16 protein-coding genes are annotated in these 16,870 nt (G+C 70.4%); 7 read left to right on the forward strand and 9 right to left on the reverse strand.

Going from position 1 to position 16,870, the window contains the following annotated elements; translation table 11 throughout:
* Nucleotides 1-246: 246 nt before the first annotated feature.
* From Mth01_RS03735 to Mth01_RS03750, 4 genes are all read right to left on the reverse strand, one after another.
* A complete protein-coding gene (locus Mth01_RS03735; RefSeq protein ID WP_204011236.1) occupies nt 247-588 on the reverse strand; it encodes a hypothetical protein in 342 nt (113 codons plus the stop codon).
* A gap of 120 nt (nt 589-708) precedes the next feature.
* Nucleotides 709-1,548, reverse strand: coding sequence for an SDR family NAD(P)-dependent oxidoreductase (locus Mth01_RS03740; protein WP_204011245.1), 840 nt, complete (start codon nt 1,546-1,548; stop codon nt 709-711).
* A 1-nt stretch (nt 1,549) separates the two neighbouring features.
* Nucleotides 1,550-2,053 carry a nuclear transport factor 2 family protein gene (locus Mth01_RS03745; protein ID WP_204011248.1) on the reverse strand — a complete coding sequence of 168 codons (504 nt, stop codon included), beginning with the start codon at nt 2,051-2,053 and terminating at the stop codon, nt 1,550-1,552.
* Nucleotides 2,054-2,188: 135 nt separating this feature from the next.
* A complete protein-coding gene (locus Mth01_RS03750; protein WP_204011250.1) occupies nt 2,189-3,934 on the reverse strand; it encodes a RecQ family ATP-dependent DNA helicase in 1,746 nt (581 codons plus the stop codon).
* A gap of 183 nt (nt 3,935-4,117) precedes the next feature.
* On the opposite strand from Mth01_RS03750, the gene Mth01_RS03755 reads away from it, so the two are divergent.
* Nucleotides 4,118-4,342 (forward strand): hypothetical protein, encoded by a 225-nt coding sequence (locus Mth01_RS03755; RefSeq protein WP_204011252.1) that lies wholly within the window; start codon nt 4,118-4,120, stop codon nt 4,340-4,342.
* A gap of 108 nt (nt 4,343-4,450) precedes the next feature.
* Here Mth01_RS03755 and Mth01_RS03760 read toward each other — a convergent pair whose 3' ends face one another.
* Nucleotides 4,451-4,846: an HPF/RaiA family ribosome-associated protein gene (locus Mth01_RS03760; protein WP_204011254.1), complete on the reverse strand. Its 396-nt coding sequence runs from the start codon at nt 4,844-4,846 to the stop codon at nt 4,451-4,453.
* Nucleotides 4,847-4,959: 113 nt separating this feature from the next.
* Here Mth01_RS03760 and Mth01_RS03765 point away from each other — a divergent pair, with 113 nt between their 5' ends.
* Nucleotides 4,960-5,451 (forward strand): metallophosphoesterase family protein, encoded by a 492-nt coding sequence (locus Mth01_RS03765; protein WP_204011256.1) that lies wholly within the window; start codon nt 4,960-4,962, stop codon nt 5,449-5,451.
* Between the two features lie 234 nt (nt 5,452-5,685).
* On the opposite strand, the gene Mth01_RS03770 is transcribed toward Mth01_RS03765, so the two are convergent.
* Nucleotides 5,686-6,618 carry a GerMN domain-containing protein gene (locus tag Mth01_RS03770; protein WP_204011257.1) on the reverse strand — a complete coding sequence of 311 codons (933 nt, stop codon included), beginning with the start codon at nt 6,616-6,618 and terminating at the stop codon, nt 5,686-5,688.
* A gap of 218 nt (nt 6,619-6,836) precedes the next feature.
* Here Mth01_RS03770 and Mth01_RS03775 point away from each other — a divergent pair, with 218 nt between their 5' ends.
* The gene (locus Mth01_RS03775) at nt 6,837-7,250 is read left to right on the forward strand and encodes a PH domain-containing protein (RefSeq protein ID WP_239089329.1); all 414 of its coding nucleotides are present in this window, start codon (nt 6,837-6,839) and stop codon (nt 7,248-7,250) included.
* A 121-nt stretch (nt 7,251-7,371) separates the two neighbouring features.
* Nucleotides 7,372-8,835, forward strand: a complete 1,464-nt coding sequence (locus Mth01_RS03780; protein WP_204011258.1) for a WS/DGAT/MGAT family O-acyltransferase — start codon at nt 7,372-7,374, stop codon at nt 8,833-8,835.
* A 138-nt stretch (nt 8,836-8,973) separates the two neighbouring features.
* Here the strand turns inward: Mth01_RS03780 and mctP are convergent, their stop codons facing one another.
* The 3 genes from mctP to Mth01_RS03795 all read right to left on the reverse strand — a co-directional run bounded on the left by mctP (nt 8,974) and on the right by Mth01_RS03795 (nt 12,582).
* A complete protein-coding gene (mctP, locus tag Mth01_RS03785; RefSeq protein ID WP_204011260.1) occupies nt 8,974-10,554 on the reverse strand; it encodes a monocarboxylate uptake permease MctP in 1,581 nt (526 codons plus the stop codon).
* Nucleotides 10,551-10,754: a DUF3311 domain-containing protein gene (locus tag Mth01_RS03790; protein WP_204011262.1), complete on the reverse strand. Its 204-nt coding sequence runs from the start codon at nt 10,752-10,754 to the stop codon at nt 10,551-10,553. Before Mth01_RS03790 ends, mctP begins: the two co-directional genes overlap by 4 nt.
* Nucleotides 10,755-10,881: 127 nt before the next feature.
* Complete coding sequence (locus Mth01_RS03795) at nt 10,882-12,582, reverse strand: CocE/NonD family hydrolase (protein WP_204011276.1); 1,701 nt, start codon at nt 12,580-12,582, stop codon at nt 10,882-10,884.
* A 274-nt stretch (nt 12,583-12,856) separates the two neighbouring features.
* Here Mth01_RS03795 and Mth01_RS03800 point away from each other — a divergent pair, with 274 nt between their 5' ends.
* From Mth01_RS03800 to Mth01_RS03810, 3 genes are all read left to right on the forward strand, one after another.
* Nucleotides 12,857-14,986 carry an anthranilate synthase component I gene (locus tag Mth01_RS03800; protein ID WP_204011279.1) on the forward strand — a complete coding sequence of 710 codons (2,130 nt, stop codon included), beginning with the start codon at nt 12,857-12,859 and terminating at the stop codon, nt 14,984-14,986.
* Between the two features lie 171 nt (nt 14,987-15,157).
* Nucleotides 15,158-16,048: an ABC transporter ATP-binding protein gene (locus Mth01_RS03805; RefSeq protein WP_204011295.1), complete on the forward strand. Its 891-nt coding sequence runs from the start codon at nt 15,158-15,160 to the stop codon at nt 16,046-16,048.
* Nucleotides 16,045-16,830: an ABC transporter permease gene (locus Mth01_RS03810; RefSeq protein ID WP_204011297.1), complete on the forward strand. Its 786-nt coding sequence runs from the start codon at nt 16,045-16,047 to the stop codon at nt 16,828-16,830. Before Mth01_RS03805 ends, Mth01_RS03810 begins: the two co-directional genes overlap by 4 nt.
* Nucleotides 16,831-16,870 lie beyond the last annotated feature (40 nt).

The following is a 16,870-nucleotide window of genomic DNA, read 5'->3' on the forward strand; positions in this document are numbered from 1 at the left end:
GCGACGCCCGGGTCGGCCGTACGGCTGCCGCGACCCCTCGCGCTCGCCGTACGGATGCACAGGAGACTATGCCGTGTCTGACTGACAAATGGCCGCCAACTGGGAGGACGGCCGTCGGTGAAAGCGCATCGCGATGCCGGGCCGGGCGGGGACGATGTGCTCGGGGCCTGGCGACCGTGCCCGGGACGGGCGGAATGCCGAGATTCCGCGCCGTCGAAGGCACGGACGCCGCCGACGCACGGAGATCTACGCCTCCGCGGGCAGCCCGGATGCGGCGGAGGCGGATTCGGCCGGAACCCGCGTGAACGGGACGGGCACGGCCGGTTCGGCCCTGCGGACGATCTCGGCGTGATGGCCGAGGTAGCCCGTGGGGAAGGTGGTGACACTGCCGCAGCCGCAGGAGGGGCAGCTCATCCCCGACCACGGGGGCTGGACGGGTGTGCCCTCACGAGTCCACACCACCATGTCGTTACCGTGACCGTCCGACAGACGCCGGACCAGGTACTCCTCCTCCCAGACGAGCAGGCAGCGCAGGCATTCGAACGGCCACGTCTCGTAGGTGCTGAACCCTTCCTGCACCCGACTCACCCCCTAGAGTGTGATAAATCCCCCTTTTGAGTGTCCTCCCAGGTGGGAACGCCCGCAAGACGGACAGATGTCACGGTCCGTAATGTTTGCATTGCGCAGCGGAATCGGATCGCCGGCTGTTCAGGCCGGGGGGAACACCGGGCCACCGCCGAAGGCGGCGCGGTGCGAGGCGGGACGGCGGCCGTCCTTCTCCGTCACGCCGTATTCGAGCGCGACCTCGGCCGAGATGAGCGTCTGCCCGCTGCGGGAGCCGATCTCGGGGTCGGCGGCGAGCGCGGCGATCACCCGGCCCTCGAACTCGGGGGTCTCGGCCTGGGCGATGGGGAAGCCGGCGATGTTGTCGATCCCCTTGGACAGCACTTTCTCGGTCTGCACGAGCCCCAGCCAGAGCGACAGGACCGTTACGTCGTGTCCGGCCAGTTCATGGGCCATGTCACAGGTCATCTTGTCGAGCGCCGCCTTGGACATGCCGTACAGCACAGAGTGCAGATGACGCCGGGTGCCGAAGGAGGAGATGTTGACGATCAGGCCGCTGTCGCGCTCGACCATCCGCGACGTCGCGGCGGCACTGGCGACGAAGTGCGCCCGCAGCCCCACGTCGATGAGGGTCTCCCAGTCGCTGAGCGGCCGCTTCCAGAACGGATCGGCCGCGTTGTCGTAATTCGGCCCGGCCCACACGTTGTTGACCAGCAGATCGATCCGCCCGTGCCCGGTGTCGACGCGATCGAACAGCGCCATGATCTGGGCGTCGTCCCGGTGGTCGCACACGACGGCGATCCCGGTGCCGCCGCGTTCGGTCACCCCCTCGGCCGTACGCGTCAGCGGACTGGCGTCGTCGGCCGGGCCGCGCCCGGTGACGTACACGGTCCAGCCCTCCTCGCCGAGAGCGAGCGCGACGCCCTTGCCCACCCCTCTGCTCGCGCCGGTGACGACCGCGACCTTCCCGGTGCCGCGCCCCATGTCAGAACCCCTCCTTGACGACGGTTCCCTCAGGCAGTGGCCGTACCATCGACCAGAGCTCGCGGACGTGGCAGCTGGACTTCTTCCAGCGTCCGTCCTCGATGACGTACGTGTCGTCGTACTCGACGCTCGCGAGCCTCTCGGTGTTGTCGAGCAGGTTGATCTGCCGGAAGCGGAGCGTCCACTGGCCGACGGCCTCGGCGTCGGACAGCAGCGTGATCACGGGATGGATGCCGTGGTGCATGTCCAGGATCACGTGCCGCCCGTCCTCCTCGCGGAGCGCGATCTTCGTGAAGATCTCCACCAGCCCCGAGACGTCGTCGTAGTCGCCCATCCGGCCGAAACGGATCGACGCGCCCTCCCGGATGAAGCAGTCGCGGAACGCCTCCGGGTCCTTGTTGTCGCAGGCCCGCCAGTAGCGGTACTTCAGCGTCTTGATCGCCTCCACCCGCTCCAGATCGGCGATCCGCTGCTCGGGGGTGCGCTGCGCCCCGGCCATGATCATCAGTCCCTTCCTGTCGCGACACAGGCGAACCGGAGTCGCGCGGTCGCCGCTGATCGTAAGAACAGGCGGCGGAGGGGCGGCACCGCGGTTCCCGGTCACCGGGACGGGCCCGGAGGGACGCGCGGCGGCAGCGGGTCAGGCGAGGCCGAGGATGCCCTCCACCGCGCCGAGCGCCAGGGTCTTGTAGCCCACCGAGTCGAACAGCACGGTGATCCGGTCCGGCTCGCGGCTCATCACGATCCCGGGGCCCCACTCGGCGTGCCGTACGCCCGCGTGCAGCGGGTAGGGCCCCTCGTCGCCGGTGACGGCGGGGGCGGTCGCCTCGCCAGAACGGCAGGTGTCGCACGCGCCGCACACCCGCTCGTACGGCTCGCCGAAGTACTCCAGCAGGAAACGGCGGCGGCAGCCGGTGGTCTCGGCGTAGCCCCGCATCATCTCCAGACGGGAGTCGTCGAGACGGTGCCGCATGTCGTCGAGCTCCATCGCGCGGTCGGCCGCCTCGTCCGGCGGCGGGCCGTCCGGCGCGTAGCTGAGCCCGCCGCCGTGGGCGACCGCCACGGCGCCGGCCCGCTCCAGGAGGTTCACCTGCGAGGCCAGCTTGACCGGGCCGACCTCCAGCAGCTCGCGCAGCCGCGCCGGGGGCACCTCGCCGCCGTCGTCCAGTTCGCGGACGATCTCGGCGATGCGCTCCATCGTGGCCCGGTCGGCCCGTCCGCCGCCGAAGAACTTCCGCAGGCCGAGATCCTCGGGCCGGTAGAACAGCACCGCGGCGGCCGGCTCGCCGTCCCGGCCGGCCCGCCCGATCTCCTGGTAGTAGGCGTCCAGGGACTCCGGCGGGGCGGCGTGCAGTACGAACCGGACGTCCGGCTTGTCGATGCCCATTCCGAAGGCCGACGTCGCGACGACGACGTCCAGGCCGTCACCCTGGAACAGCTCGTGGATCCTGCGGCGGTCCTTCGCCTTCATCCCCGCGTGGTACGGCTCGGCCCGGCGGCCGCCGTCCGACAGCAGCGCGGCGTACTCCTCGGCCTGGCGCCGAGTGGCGACGTAGACCAGGCCGAGGCCGTCCATCGGGTGCTCCGCGAGCGCCCGGCGCTTGTCGTCCTCACAGGTGAACCGGCGGACCTCGAGATAGATGCCGGGCCGGTCGAAGCCCCGGACGAGCTGCTGGGCGGAGGTCATCCCCAGCGACCGGACGATCTCGTCGCGCACGGTCGGCGCGGCCGTCGCCGTCATCGCGATCACGGGCGGATGGCCGAGCCGCTCGATCACCTTGCCGAGCCGCAGATACTCGGGACGGAAGTCGTGACCCCAGGCGGAGACGCAGTGCGCCTCGTCCACCGCGATCAGCGAGGGCCGGGCCTCGGCCAGCCGGTCGACGACCTCAGGCTTGGCGAGCTGCTCGGGCGACAGGAACACGTATTCGGCCCGGCCCGCGATGACCTGATCGAGGCCCGCCTCGACCGACCCCGCCGAGTTCACCGCCACCGCCCCGCCCGCGTCGGCGGTCAGCAGGCTCATGACCTGGTCGCGCTGGAGCGCGATGAGCGGCGAGATCACGACGGTCGGGCCGTCCAGGAGGAGACCGGGCACCTGGTAGACGGCCGACTTCCCGCCGCCGGTCGGCATCACCAGCAGCACGTCGCGCCCGGCCAGCAGGTGCTCCATCGCCTCCCGCTGGCCCGGCCGCAGCCGCTCCCAGCCGAAGGCGTCGCGGGCGGTGGCGCGCAGCCGTCCACCCCGCGCGCGCGGCCTGCGTCGTGGTCCACGCCATGGCCGCCCGCCGAGCTGACAGCCGGGCCGGCGCACCGACCAGCGCGCCGCCCGGTGTGCCGACCAGTACCCGGACCGGCGGCGGCCCGATCCGCTTCTGAAGATCATGAGCCCACCGCTTCCTCGGCTTCCTCAGCAGATCAGCCCAGCCGTACCCGGGGTGCGGGGGTCGAATCCGCGCGAATGCGAGAGAGTGCCCGCGAAGCCCCGGGCGGTAGAGTATGACTCTTTTACGGCAAGGCACTCATATCCGGCAATCTCCCATGGCGAGGGGCGATCTCGGGAGGGCATGTGGCGGAGCTGCTGGGAGCAGCCGTCTCCCTGGCGGCCATGGCGGTGCTCGTGACGCTGGCGCTGCTGGCGATCTCGATCGTCGTGCTGGCCGGGCTGGGCACGATGGTCGCCGTGACGGCATTGGAACGACGTTCCCATCGAAGGACGATCGGCGGGCGGACGATCGGCGACCGTCCGGCCCCCGGCATCCGGACACTGACCACTCCGCGATCACCACAATGACGTACGGCAATGACGTACGGCAATGACGTACGGCCCGCCGGAGGGTTGCGGCGAGCCGTACGGGGATGCTCTGTTAGGGCCTGGGTCGGCGGGCTCCGTCTGCTCCCGTCAGACCGGCACCTCGGGCTGCCGTGCCTCCTCGTCCACCTCCGCCGGCCCCTTGCGCGGCGACCGTTGCGGGTGCTTCCTGGAGTGCCGTCCGGTCAGCCGCTCCAGGCCGGAGCGCAGCCGCTCCTGGACGCCGGCGATCGCGCCGTGCATGGTCTCGGCCCGCGCCTCGGCGTGCAGGGCGTACCCGTTGACGTCGAGGACGGCCCGGGCCCGGCAGCGCTCCTCCGGAATGCGGGAGGGCGAGTCGCCCAGGACGACCCTGGCGTAGAGGATCGGCCTGCCGGTGAAGCGGGTCAGCGCCGAGATGCGCTCCCGCGCCTCCGTCACGGCCCCCGCCGGGACCTTTCCGTTCGTCTCCACCAGGACTGCTTCCGGCTTGAGTGTCTCGTTCATGAGGCCAGTCTGGTGATCACCGCCATCCCACTGCCAGGGCCGTACGTCCCGCCCGGAAGGTCCTTCCTCGAGGGGGAGCGGGGACCCAGGACCCTGGCGGAGAGAATGGAAATGTGAAAGTGGTCGTGCTGGCGGACACACACGCGCCACGCCGGTGGAAGTCGTGCCCGCCCAGAGTGGCCGAGCAGCTCCGGCAGGCGGACGTGATCCTCCACGCGGGAGACGTCTGCACGGCCGACGTCCTGGTCGAACTGTCGGCCTACGCGCCCGTCCACGCGGTGCTCGGCAACAACGACGGCCCCGACGTGGCGGACTGGGGCGCCCCGGAGACCCTGGAGCTCAATCTGGACGGCCTCAAGGTCGCCATGATCCACGATAGCGGCCCGAAGGAGGGCAGGACCGCCCGGATGCGCCGCCGGTTCCCCGAGGCCGACCTGGTCGTGTTCGGCCACTCCCACATCCCGATGGATCTGACGGGCGACGGGGTGCGCGTCTTCAACCCCGGATCGCCCACCGATCGCCGTCGCCAGCCCCACGGCACCCTCGGCGTACTGGAAATCGAGAACGGCCGCCTGCGAGAGGCCCGGATCATCCCGGTGACCTGACCACGAAACCCCCAGCCGTGATCTTGCGAATTCTCACAGCAGAGCGCCGTGAGCAGGGATTTCTCGCGCCGTGATCTTGCAGTTTCTCGCAGATGTGTGCCCTGACCAGCGAAAACGTTGTTCATGATCTTGCGGTTCACAGTAAGTGCAAGATCATGAAACCCGTATACCAGGTCGGGTGGCTTAGGTGTGAGAAACTGCAAGATCACGGGGGTGGGGGTGGGGTGCGGTGGGTTACGGTTCCAGGCTGCTGGGGATGGAGTCGGACCGGCCGGTGGGGTGCTGGGTGCGGCCGAAGCGGTCGTAGATCTTCACCCAGCGGATGCCGGGGAACTGCTTGAGGGTGGGGGTGATCTGGTCGGCGATCGTGTACGTGGATCCTCCGCTCGTGATCTTCCCGGTGAGGCGGACCCGGGCGACCCCGTCACGTACGGTCAGCGAACTGAAACCGGTGGCCTTGGAGTTGACGAAGCGCAGCCCCCTGGCGTATTCGGCCCGGGTCGGTCCGGCGAACAGCCGCTGGAGGGCGCCGCGTGCGGTGGCGGGCGGGATCACCGGGCGGCGCACCGCCACCGTGTACGGCTCACGCCCCGCCGCGTAGGCGCGCGAGTTGTGCAGGAAGGTCTTCACCGGCACGGTCCGGAACGGCGTCTTGATGTCGATGACGACCCGGTTGGGGTGGGTGAGGGTGTACATCCGGTACGGCGTGCGCCGCGACAGCCCGACGCCGAAGCTGAGCACCCCCTCGAAGTCGCCCGCGTTGACGACCTGGATCACCCCGGGGAGGGGATAGGTCTCGCGGGTGGGCCCGTAGGTGCCCGCACCGCGGCTGTCGTGCCCCACCGCGTGGCCGAAGCGGACCTGCAGGATCGCGTCGCCGGCCACCTGGACCCGATTGCCCGAGCCGTCGGCGATCAGGGAGGAGACGTAGGAAGCGCGGCGGGTGGCCGGAAGCGGCCCGCGGAACTCGAAGACCAGGCGGTCCAGCCCGCGATGGTGGGCGGCTCGGATGTCGACCAGGGTCGACACGGGACGGGCGGCGCCGGTCCGCGCCGTGCTGGGAATCGGGACGGCGGCGGGGACGGGAGCCGCGGCGGCGGGTGCCGCCAGGATCGTGGCGGTCATCAGCGGGACGGCCAGCGCGGCCAGGGGGCGTGCTCGGGACATCGTTACTCCTCGGAGGTTTCCCTGCGGGCGAGGGCGTCCCGCGAGGGTGGCGCCGGTCTGGCACCTGTTTCGATAGTGCGCCCAGAGGCGGGCCGTGTTGGAGCGGTCCAGGGTCACATTCCGGTGACTGAAGGTCCCCCCGGTGGTAACCGTCGGAGGCGCGGAGGATCGGAACACGGACGGCGTCGTGACGCTCTGGGCGTTGTTACGCTGCCACCGTGGCTGCTGTTGAGGGGCCGCGGCACGAATGGCGGGTGCCGCGACAGGTCGTCATGGCCAAGATCGCCGGAGCCGTCCTGTTCGGAGTGCTGGCGACGATCGGCGATCATCACCAGCTCTTCCTCGCCGGGGTCGTGGCCCTCGGGCTCGCCGTGGTGGCGATGCGCGATTTGGTCATCCCCGTACGACTGTCCGCGAGCGCCGACGGGCTGGTCGTCGCCGGCCTGGCCGGCAGGGAACGGATCTCCTGGAACGACGTGGACCGCATCCGGGTGGACTCCCGCCGCCGCTACGGACTGACCACTGAACTGCTGGAGATCGAGGCGGGGGATCAGGTACACCTTTTCAGCCGGTTCGACCTCGGCTCCTCGGTGTTCGACGTCGCCGACGCGCTGATGAAGCTGCGCCCCTGATCGGCGGCAGGGCCCATCGGCCATGCCCATCGGCCATGCCCATCGGCCGAGCAGGCCGTGCCGTTCAGGGTGAACGATGTTCCAGGGCGGTGTCCGGGCGGTTTCGGGGCAGTTTGTAGGCATGGGACAGCAGCTCAGCCCGTTCGACGCACAGTTCCTCAACTTCGAGACCGTCACCAACCTCGCGCACATCGCGGGGCTGACGATCCTCGACCCGTCCGACGCACCCGGCGGCACGATCAACCGGGAGCACCTGGTGACGCTGCTGCGCGGCCGGCTCCACCTCGCCCCGCCCCTGCGCCGCCGTCTGGTCGGGGTGCCGCTGGGACTCGACCATCCGTACTGGGCGGAGGATCGGGAGGTCGACTTCGACTACCACGTCCGCGAGCTCGCGCTGCCGCCGCCCGGTGACGACCACAAGCTCGCCGAGCAGGTCGCCCGGTTGCACGGCAGAGCCCTCGACCGGCGGCGGCCGCTGTGGGAGCTGTACGTGATCCAGGGAGTGGCCGGCGGTCTGGTCGCCCTGTACACCAAGGTCCACCACGCCGCGATCGACGGGGTGACCGGGGTCGAGGTGATGGCGGCGCTGATGGACTTCGAGTCGCGGCCGTGCGACGCCCCGGCCGCCGAGCCGCCGAAGCCCGATGAGGCGGCGACGGCCCCCGGCCCGCTGGAGATGACCGTCAGGGGCGTCACCCGGGTCCTGGACAACCCGCTGGCCCTGCTGCGCTTCCTCGCCGACGCGGTGCCGAGGCTGGACGAGATGCCGGTGATCTCCCAGGTTTCGGGCGCCGGGCTGGTCTCGCGGCTGATCCGTGGAATCGGCGTCCGGGGGATCGGCGCCGAGCGGCTGCCCGGCCTGCCCCGCATGCCGGTGCCGCGTACCCCGCTGTCCGGTCCGGTCTCCCAGCACCGCCGGTTCGCGTTCGGGACGCTGCCGCTCGACGAGATCAAACACGTGAAGAACGCCTTCGGCCGTACGGTGAACGACGTGGTGCTGACGCTGTGCGCGGCCGCGCTGCGGCGGTGGCTGGCCAAGCGGGACGAGCTGCCGCGCCTGCCGCTCGTCGTCGGCATCCCGATATCCACCAGGGGCCGATCACCTGGGGGCGGACCGGCCAACGAGGTGATCCCGGCGATCACCACGCTGCCGACGCACCTCGCCGACCCGCTGGACCGGCTGCGCGCCGTCGGCGACTCGATGACCCTGGTCAAGGAGCGGTTCTCCGCCGCGCCGGCGACCTGGCTGATCGAGTTCAGCCAGGCCATGCCCGCCGCGCTGAACGCGCTGGCCGCCCGGTCCGGGTTCCGGCTGGCCTCGCGCCGGGCCCCCGCCATGAATCTGCTGATCTCCAACGTGCCGGGGCCGCAGATCCCGCTGTACGTCTGCGGCGCGCGTGTCGTCGCCCAGTATCCGATCTCGGTGATCACCGATGTCAGCGGCGGCATCAACATCACCGTCTTCTCGTACGACGGCCGCGTCGACTTCGGGATCATCGCCGACCGCGACATGGTCCCCGATGTGTGGGACCTGATCGACTACCTGCGTGACGCGCTGGACGAGCTGATGAAGCTCGCCGGGTGAGCGCGGTCCGCCCATGGGCGGCGGCCCGCCCGGGGCCGCGTGGGGCCGCCGGGCGGGATTCGCACCCGCCGGGCAGGGCGGGTGCAGCGGGCCGGCTCCCGGGGGATCCGGCTCCTGGAGGATGCGGCTCCTGGGGGATCAGGTGGAGCCGGAGGTCTCCACTTCGTGGACGCGGGGGTCGTCCTTGTCCGCCGTGTAGTCGTCCGGACGGGTCGCGTCCGGTCCGTCGGCCGCCCTGAGCGCGCGGGCGAGGAACGTCCCGAGCACGGCGACGACCAGGTTGACGATCAGCGCCAGGAACCCGGCGTAGATCGTCATCTTGGTGTCCAGGCCGAGCTGGGACAGCGGGAATCCCGACCCGGCGAAGTGGGCGTGGGTGGGGCTGGAGATGTTGTAGAGCATCACCATGCCCGCGCCCATTCCGCCGACCCACCCGGCGATCAGGCCGGCCCGGTGGAACCAGCGGGTGAACAGCCCGAGCGCGACCGACGGGAGCGTCTGCAGGATGATCACACCGCCGATGAGCTGCAGGTCGATGGAGAACTGCGGATCGATGAGCAGGATGCACAGCACGGCGCCGACCTTCACGACCAGGGATGTGATCTTGCTGACCCTGGCCTCCTGGGCGTCGGTCGCGTCCCGCCGCAGATATTCGCGGTAGATGTTGCGGGTGAACAGGTTGGCCGCGGCGATCGACATGATCGCGGCGGGCACCAGCGCGCCGATCCCGATCGCGGCGAAGGCCACCCCGGCGAACCAGTCGGGGAACATCTTGTCGAACAGCAGCGGAACGACCGTGTTGGAGTCCTTGCCGATCGGGGTGACCCCGGCCGCGATCGCCATGTAGCCGAGCAGCGCGATCAGGCCCAGCAGGAAGCTGTAGGCGGGCAGCGCCGACATGTTGCGCTTGATCACGTTGCGGTCCCGCGACGCCAGCACGCCGGTGACGCTGTGCGGGTAGAGGAACAGCGCCAGCGCCGAGCCGAGCGCGAGCGTGACGTACTGCAGTTGGTTGCCGGCGTTCAGTAGAACGCCGTCGCCGGGCGCGGGCGTGGCCTCGAACTTGGCCTGGGCCGCAGCGAAGATCGAGCTCCAGCCGCCGAGCTTCGCCGGGATGTAGATGACCGCCGCGAGGATCACGATGTAGATCAGTGAGTCCTTGACGAAGGCGATCAGCGCCGGCGCACGCAGGCCGGACTGGTAGGTGTAGGCCGCGAGGATCGCGAAGGCGATGATCAGCGGCAGGTCGCCGGTCACGCCCATCGTCTTGAGCACCGCCTCGATGCCGACGAGCTGCAGCGCGATGTACGGCATGGTCGCGACGATGCCGGTGATCGCGACCAGCAGCGCCAGCGTCGGCGAGCCGAACCTGGCCCGCACGAAGTCGGCGGGCGTGACCAGCCCGTGCACGTGCGAGACCGACCACAGCCGGATCAGCACGAGCATCACCAGGGGATAGACGACCACCGTGTACGGCACGGCGAAGAAGCCCATGGCGCCGGCGCCGAACAGCAGGGCCGGGACGGCCACGAACGTGTAGGCGGTGTAGAGGTCGCCGCCCACCAGGAACCAGGTGATCCAGGAGCCGAAGCTGCGCCCGCCGAGACCCCACTCGTGCAGGCTGGCGAGGTCGTCGGCGCGCCGCCAGCGGGCCGCGACGAAGCCCATGCCGCTGACGAGTAGGAACAGGATCGTGAAGATGACGATCTCGGTGGTCATCGGCCCCTCCGCGTCATGCGGTAGACGACCGTCGTGGTCGTGACGCCGAGGACGATGAAGGCGAGTTGCAGCCAGTAGAAGAGCGGGATGCCGAAAAGGCGGGGTTCGACGGCGTTGAACAGGGGTGTGATCAGCGGGATCACGATGGGGATCGGAAGCAGCCAGTACCAGTTGCTGCGGTCGGTGCGGGGCGTGGTCAACGACTCTCCAAACCGATCAGACACCTTGTGTGTCACCCGGTTGAGTGACGTGGATCACAGTAAATACGCGTAGATCACAGCGTCGTCACCGATCGCTGAACGGTCGGGTCGGCGCGCCGAACGACGGCTATCGCGCCGCGATGTGGGGGAGCACGACGGCCGAGGGGTGCCCGGGGTCGTGCAGGACCTCATGGTCCGACGGCACCATCGGGCTGCCCGCGGTCAGCGCCGCCCCGGTGCCCGGATTGCGGGCGATCCGGGGATAGGCCCCGCTCGCCACATGCACCCGGATCCGGTGGCCCCGGCGGAAGCGGTGCCCCATCGGCCACAGTTCGACCTCCACCCGGCGCACGCCGTCGGCGCCGACCGGCAGGGCCGGGGTGAGCCGGCGGACGCCCTCGCAGACGTTCATCGACGCGCCGCCGGGGTGGACGTCGCACACCCGCACGACCACGTCGGCGTGGTCGTTGGTCGACCGCAGGAACAGGTCGGCGGTGACCGGCCCGATCATCTCGATGTCCTCGGCCAGGGCGTCGGAGGTGTAGACGAGCACGTCCCGCCGGGCCTCCAGCCGCCTGTTGTCCCGCGGGGAGGAGTCGCCGATCAGCACCGGGCCGCCGAGGACCGGGGTGGGATGCGCGGGATCGTAGCGGTACCGGTCCGGCTCGGAGGGGGCCGGGTTGCCGGTGGACAGCGCGAAGCCCGGCTGCAGGTGCCAGCGCACCGGCCGCGTCCCCGGCGGCGGCCAGTCGGGGTGGTCGCGCCACTCGTCGGCGCCGGTCACGAACAGCCGTACGGGGGAGGCACGCAGCCCGGACGGGTCGTCGAGCAGGTGCGCACGGAACCAGGCCAGCGCGTCGTTGTTGGCGGCCCGCCCGTGCCGTACGTCGGTGTGATGCCACGGCCCGATCGTCAGGTACGGCTGCCGCCCGGCGGCGCGCATCGCGGCGTAGTCCTTCAGCTGCCACGGCAGGAACACGTCGTACCAGCCGCCGGTCATCGTGACCTCGGCCGTCACCCTGTCGACCGTGCCGGAGAAGTCCCTCTTCTGCCAGTACGACGAGGCCGGGTCGGCGTGATTGGCGAGCAGTTCGCGGAAGAAGGGCAGCGGGCGGCCCGCCGCCAGCAGGTCGAGCTCGGTGATCGGCCCTCCCCACGACTCCGGCGCCCCGTCGGGTCCGGCCGGTCCCGGCAGTGCGGACAGCGCGGAAAGTAAGGCCCGGCGTGCCCTGCGCGGGACGAACAGCGGGGCCATCCCGGGCAGCCGCCCGTCCAGGTGGGCGGTGAGCGTAGTCCAGATCAGCGACGACTCCAGGGCGAACGCGCCGCCGACGTAGGCCGCGTCGCGGAAGCAGGAGGCGGTGACCTGCGTCGCCATCGCCTTCAGGTCCGGCGTCTCGGCCGCGATGGCCCACTGGGTGTAGCCGAGGTAGGAGGGCCCGTGCATGGCGAGGCTTCCGCCGTACCACGGCTGCCGGCGCAGCCACTCGACCGTGGCCAGGCCGTCGGCGTGCTCGTCGGCGAGCGGGTCGAGCAGGCCGCCGGAGCCGAATCCGCCGCGACAGCTCTGCAGGACGACCTGGAAGCCGTGCCGCGCGAACGCCCAGCCGTACATCCAGCCGAAGGGGCCGCCCCGGCCGTAGGGCGTGCGGATCAGGATGATGGGCGGGCGGGTGGCGCCGAGCGGGATGTAGTGGTCGGCCAGGAGGATCACGCCGTCCGGCATGGGCACGGGAAGGTTGCGCCTGACCCGCACCCGGTGGGCGGGGCGGCGTCCCGGCCGCTGGACTGTCCAGGAAATCGGCAGCCGGACCGGCAGATCGACCATGCGGACTCCTTCGCGCTCCTCCTTTTTACCTACTGGTAACAGAATATCTATCCGCACGGCCATTCGGCCAGCGTGTCCCGTTGCATGATCGCGGTCACCGCCGCTACCCTTCATTCCATGCGAGTTCCCGCGACCCTTCAGTGGTGGCGCCGCTAACAGGCGGCGTGGGTTTCGCATTCGTAAGCGTAAACGGACCGGCCGCCCCGAGAGGCGGCCTTCTGCGTTGTCCGCCCTGGGGCATTCGACGGGCTTCGGCCAAAAGGGGCATGGACAAGTGGAGATCAGCCGATATACCACCGCAGGCGGCGTCACCGTGGAACGCGGGGTGCGCGACGTGTCGGAGGCGGCGCTCGAGGAGATCGTGACGGCGCTCGGCGAGCACCGCGGCGGCGCCTTCTCCTCCGGCATGGACTACCCCGGCCGCTACAGCCGATGGGCCTTCGGATACGTCGATCCCTGCCTGGAGTTCGTCGTCAGAGGGCGGCGGATCTCCGCCCGGGCGCTGAACGACCGCGGCCTGGTCGTCCTCCCCGTGGTCGCGTCCTGCCTGCTCGCCGCGGGCAAGCCGGTCACCGAGCCCAGCGACGGGTTCGTCGAGGTGCACGTGCCGGAGTCCGAGGACCTGCTGCCGGAGGAGCAGCGCACCCGCCGGCCGACCGTCTTCACCGCGATTCGTGAGGTGATCGCGGCCTTCCGCGGCGACGACCCGCACCTCGGCCTGTACGGCGCGTTCGGCTACGACCTGGCCTTCCAGTTCGAGCCGATCCGCTACCGGCTGACCCGGCCGGACGACCAGCGCGACCTGGTCCTCCACCTGCCCGATCGGCTCGTCGTGATCGACCGGGTGCGCGAGACCAGCGTGGAGCACCTCTACGAGTTCACCGTCGACGGGGCCTCCACCCACGGCCTGCCGCGCACCGGCGAGGCGATCCCGCTCGTCACGCCGGACCGGATCCCGGACGATCCGCGCCGGGGCGGGTACGCGGAGGTCGTCGCGAAGGCCAAGGAGAAGTTCACCCGGGGAGACCTGTTCGAGGTCGTCCCCGGCCAGGTCTTCCACGGGGCCTGCACCGACCCCGCCGCCTTCTACCGCATGCTCCGCACGAGCAACCCCGCGCCGTACGAGTTCCTGCTCAACCTCGGCGGCGAGCACCTGGTCGGAGCGTCGCCCGAGATGTACGTGCGGGTGACCGGCGACCGGGTGGAGACCTGTCCGATCTCCGGCACGATCGCCCGCGGGGCCGACCCGGTCGAGGACGCCGAGGCGATCCGGACGCTCCTGTCCAGCGTCAAGGAGGAGTCCGAGCTCACCATGTGCACCGACGTGGACCGCAACGACAAGTCGCGCGTCTGCGTCCCCGGCAGCGTCCGCGTCATCGGCCGTCGCCAGATCGAGATGTACTCCCGGCTGATCCACACCGTCGACCACATCGAGGGCAGGCTGCGCCCCGAGTTCGACGCGCTGGACGCCTTCCTCACCCACATGTGGGCCGTCACCGTCACCGGCGCCCCGAAAACCTGGGCGATGCAGTTCATCGAGGACCACGAGGAGACGACCCGGCGCTGGTACGGCGGGGCCGTCGGCTTCATCGGCTTCGACGGCTCGATGAACACCGGCCTGACGCTGCGCACCGCCCAGATCCGCGACGGCGTCGCCGCCGTGCGGGCCGGGGCGACCCTGCTGTTCGACTCCGACCCCGAGGCCGAGGAACGGGAGACAGAGCTCAAGGCCAGCGCGCTGCTCGGCGCCCTCGCCGCGGCCGGCCGCACGCAGGAGCAGACGGAGCCCGCCCGGGCCGCCGACCTGCCCGGTGAGGGCCACACCGTGCTGCTGGTCGACCACGAGGACTCGTTCGTCAACACCCTCGCCGACTACTTCCGCAGGCAGGGCGCCTCGGTGGTGACGCTGCGGCACGGCTTCCCGCTGGAGATGATCGACGACATCGCGCCCACGCTGGTCGTGCTCTCGCCCGGCCCCGGCTGGCCGTCCGACTTCGGCTGCGCGGCCCTGCTCGACGCGGTGTACGCGAAGGGGCTGCCGGTGTTCGGCGTCTGCCTGGGACTGCAGGCCATGGTCGAGCAGGCGGGAGGCACACTCGAGCTGCTGCCGTACCCGGAGCACGGCAAGCGCGGCCGGGTCCGCCGCGAGGGGGACAGCGGCCTGCTCGACGGCCTGCCCGGCGAGTTCGTCGCCGCGCGGTACCACTCGCTGCACGCCAAGCGGCCGGGCGTGCCGGGCGGCTTCACGGTCACCGCGTGCACTCCGGACGGGGCGGTGATGGCGATCGAGGACATCGACAACCGGCGCTTCGCCGTGCAGTTCCACCCCGAGTCGATCCTCACCACCCAGGGTGGCTCCGGCGAAATGATCATCGCGAACATCCTGCGCCTCACCTCGGCGTAGCTCCCCTGCGAAATCCCGCACGGGACACCGAAATCCCGCATGGGACGCCCGTGCGGGATTTCGCATCTCCGCAGGCTGAGAGGTTGAGAGATCCTCCTCCCAGGGGGAGTGCCTAAGATCCTCATAAAGGATGAGAAAAGGGCAGTTCTTGGGGCGAGATAATCAGACCTGATGACTGCCATAGAGATCAAAAATCTAGTTAAGTCGTTCGGGGCCGTGAAGGCCGTCGACGACGTGTCGTTCAGCGTGGAGGCGGGATCCGTCACCGGATTCCTCGGCCCCAACGGGGCCGGCAAGACGACCACGCTCCGCAGCCTGCTCGGCCTGGTCACGCCCGACTCGGGCGAGGCGCTGGTCAACGGCAGGCCCTACACCTCACTCGCCGCGCCCCTGACCGAGGTCGGGGCCGTGCTCGAGGCCACCAGCTTCCACCCCGGCCGCACCGCCCGCAACCATCTGCGGATCATGTGCACCGCCGCCGGGCTGCCCGCGAAGCGGGCCGACGAGGCACTCGACCAGGTCGGCCTCGCCGATGCCGCCAACAAGCGGGTGCTCGGTTTCTCGCTGGGCATGCGGCAGCGGCTCGCGCTCGCCTCCGCGCTGCTCGGCAGCCCGAAGGTGTACATCCTCGACGAGCCGGCCAACGGCCTCGACCCCGCGGGGATCGAATGGCTCCGCGGCTTCCTGCGCCACCTCGCGCACGACGATGGCGCGGCGGTGCTGGTCTCCAGCCATGTCCTGTCCGAGGTCGAGCAGACCGTCGACAACGTGGTGATCATCGCCAAGGGCCGTCTCGTACGGCAGGGCAGCCTGGCCGAGCTGACCACGAACGGCGGGGAGGTGATCAGGGTCCGCACGGTGAAGGCGGCGGAGCTCGCCCCCGCCCTCGAGGCGGCCGGAGCCCAGGTCGAGAGCGTCGACGACGGGGTGCTGCGCGTGCGCGGCCTGGACACCGAGGCCATCGGGCAGGTGGCGCTCGACCAGCGCATCGTGCTGACCGAGGTCGCACAGGAGCGGTCGGACCTTCAGAAGGTCTTCCTTGAGCTGACGGAGGGACGATGACCAATCTCGTCAAGGCGGAGCTGCAGAAGCTGTTCACCACCAGGCTCTGGTGGATCCTGCTGATCGTGCTGCTCCTGCTGACCGGGGTGTTCCTGGCCTTCTTCATCGGGTTCGCCGGAGTCGAGAACAACGGCGCCGCGGGCATCCCCGCCACGGATGACCCGAAGTGGGCGCAGCTCGCCTGGACCACCGGCGCGCAGATGAGCTGGATCATGGTGATGATCCTCGGAGTCATCATGATGACCTCCGAGTTCCGCTACCAGACGATCACCGGCACCTTCCTGACCACCCCGCGCCGCAGCCAGGTGATCGTCGCCAAGCTCGTCTCCGGTCTGGTGGTCGGCGCGCTGTACGCCCTGGCCGTGCTGGTGTTCCAGGCGCTGGTGGTGATTCCCACGGTGCTGATCTCGGGGGGAGAGCTCTCCCTGGCCGAATCCCGCATCCCGCAGATCAGCCTCGGCATCCTGGTGTCCACGGCCCTCTACGCGGTGTTCGGCATCGGCCTGGGCGCTCTGGTGCGCAACCAGATCGCCGGCATTGTCGGCGCGATCGTGTGGACGTACATCATCGAGTCGATCTTCACCGCGATCCCCGCCCTGCAGGGCGTCGGCAAGTGGCTGCCCGGCGGTGCCTCGAACGCGCTGATGAGCATCGACATCGACACCGGGCTCGGCGTGCCCCACTGGCTCCCCGCCTGGGGTGGGGCACTGGTCCTGGTCGGGTACGGCCTGCTGTTCGCGGCCGTGGCCTCGGCCACGACAGTCCGCCGCGACATCACCTGAACCCGCACTTCGCCTACCGGGCCGGGGCGTGCGTCCCGGC

The organism is Sphaerimonospora thailandensis, assembly GCF_016863115.1.
GTDB classification, from domain to species: Bacteria; Actinomycetota; Actinomycetes; order Streptosporangiales; family Streptosporangiaceae; genus Sphaerimonospora; species Sphaerimonospora cavernae.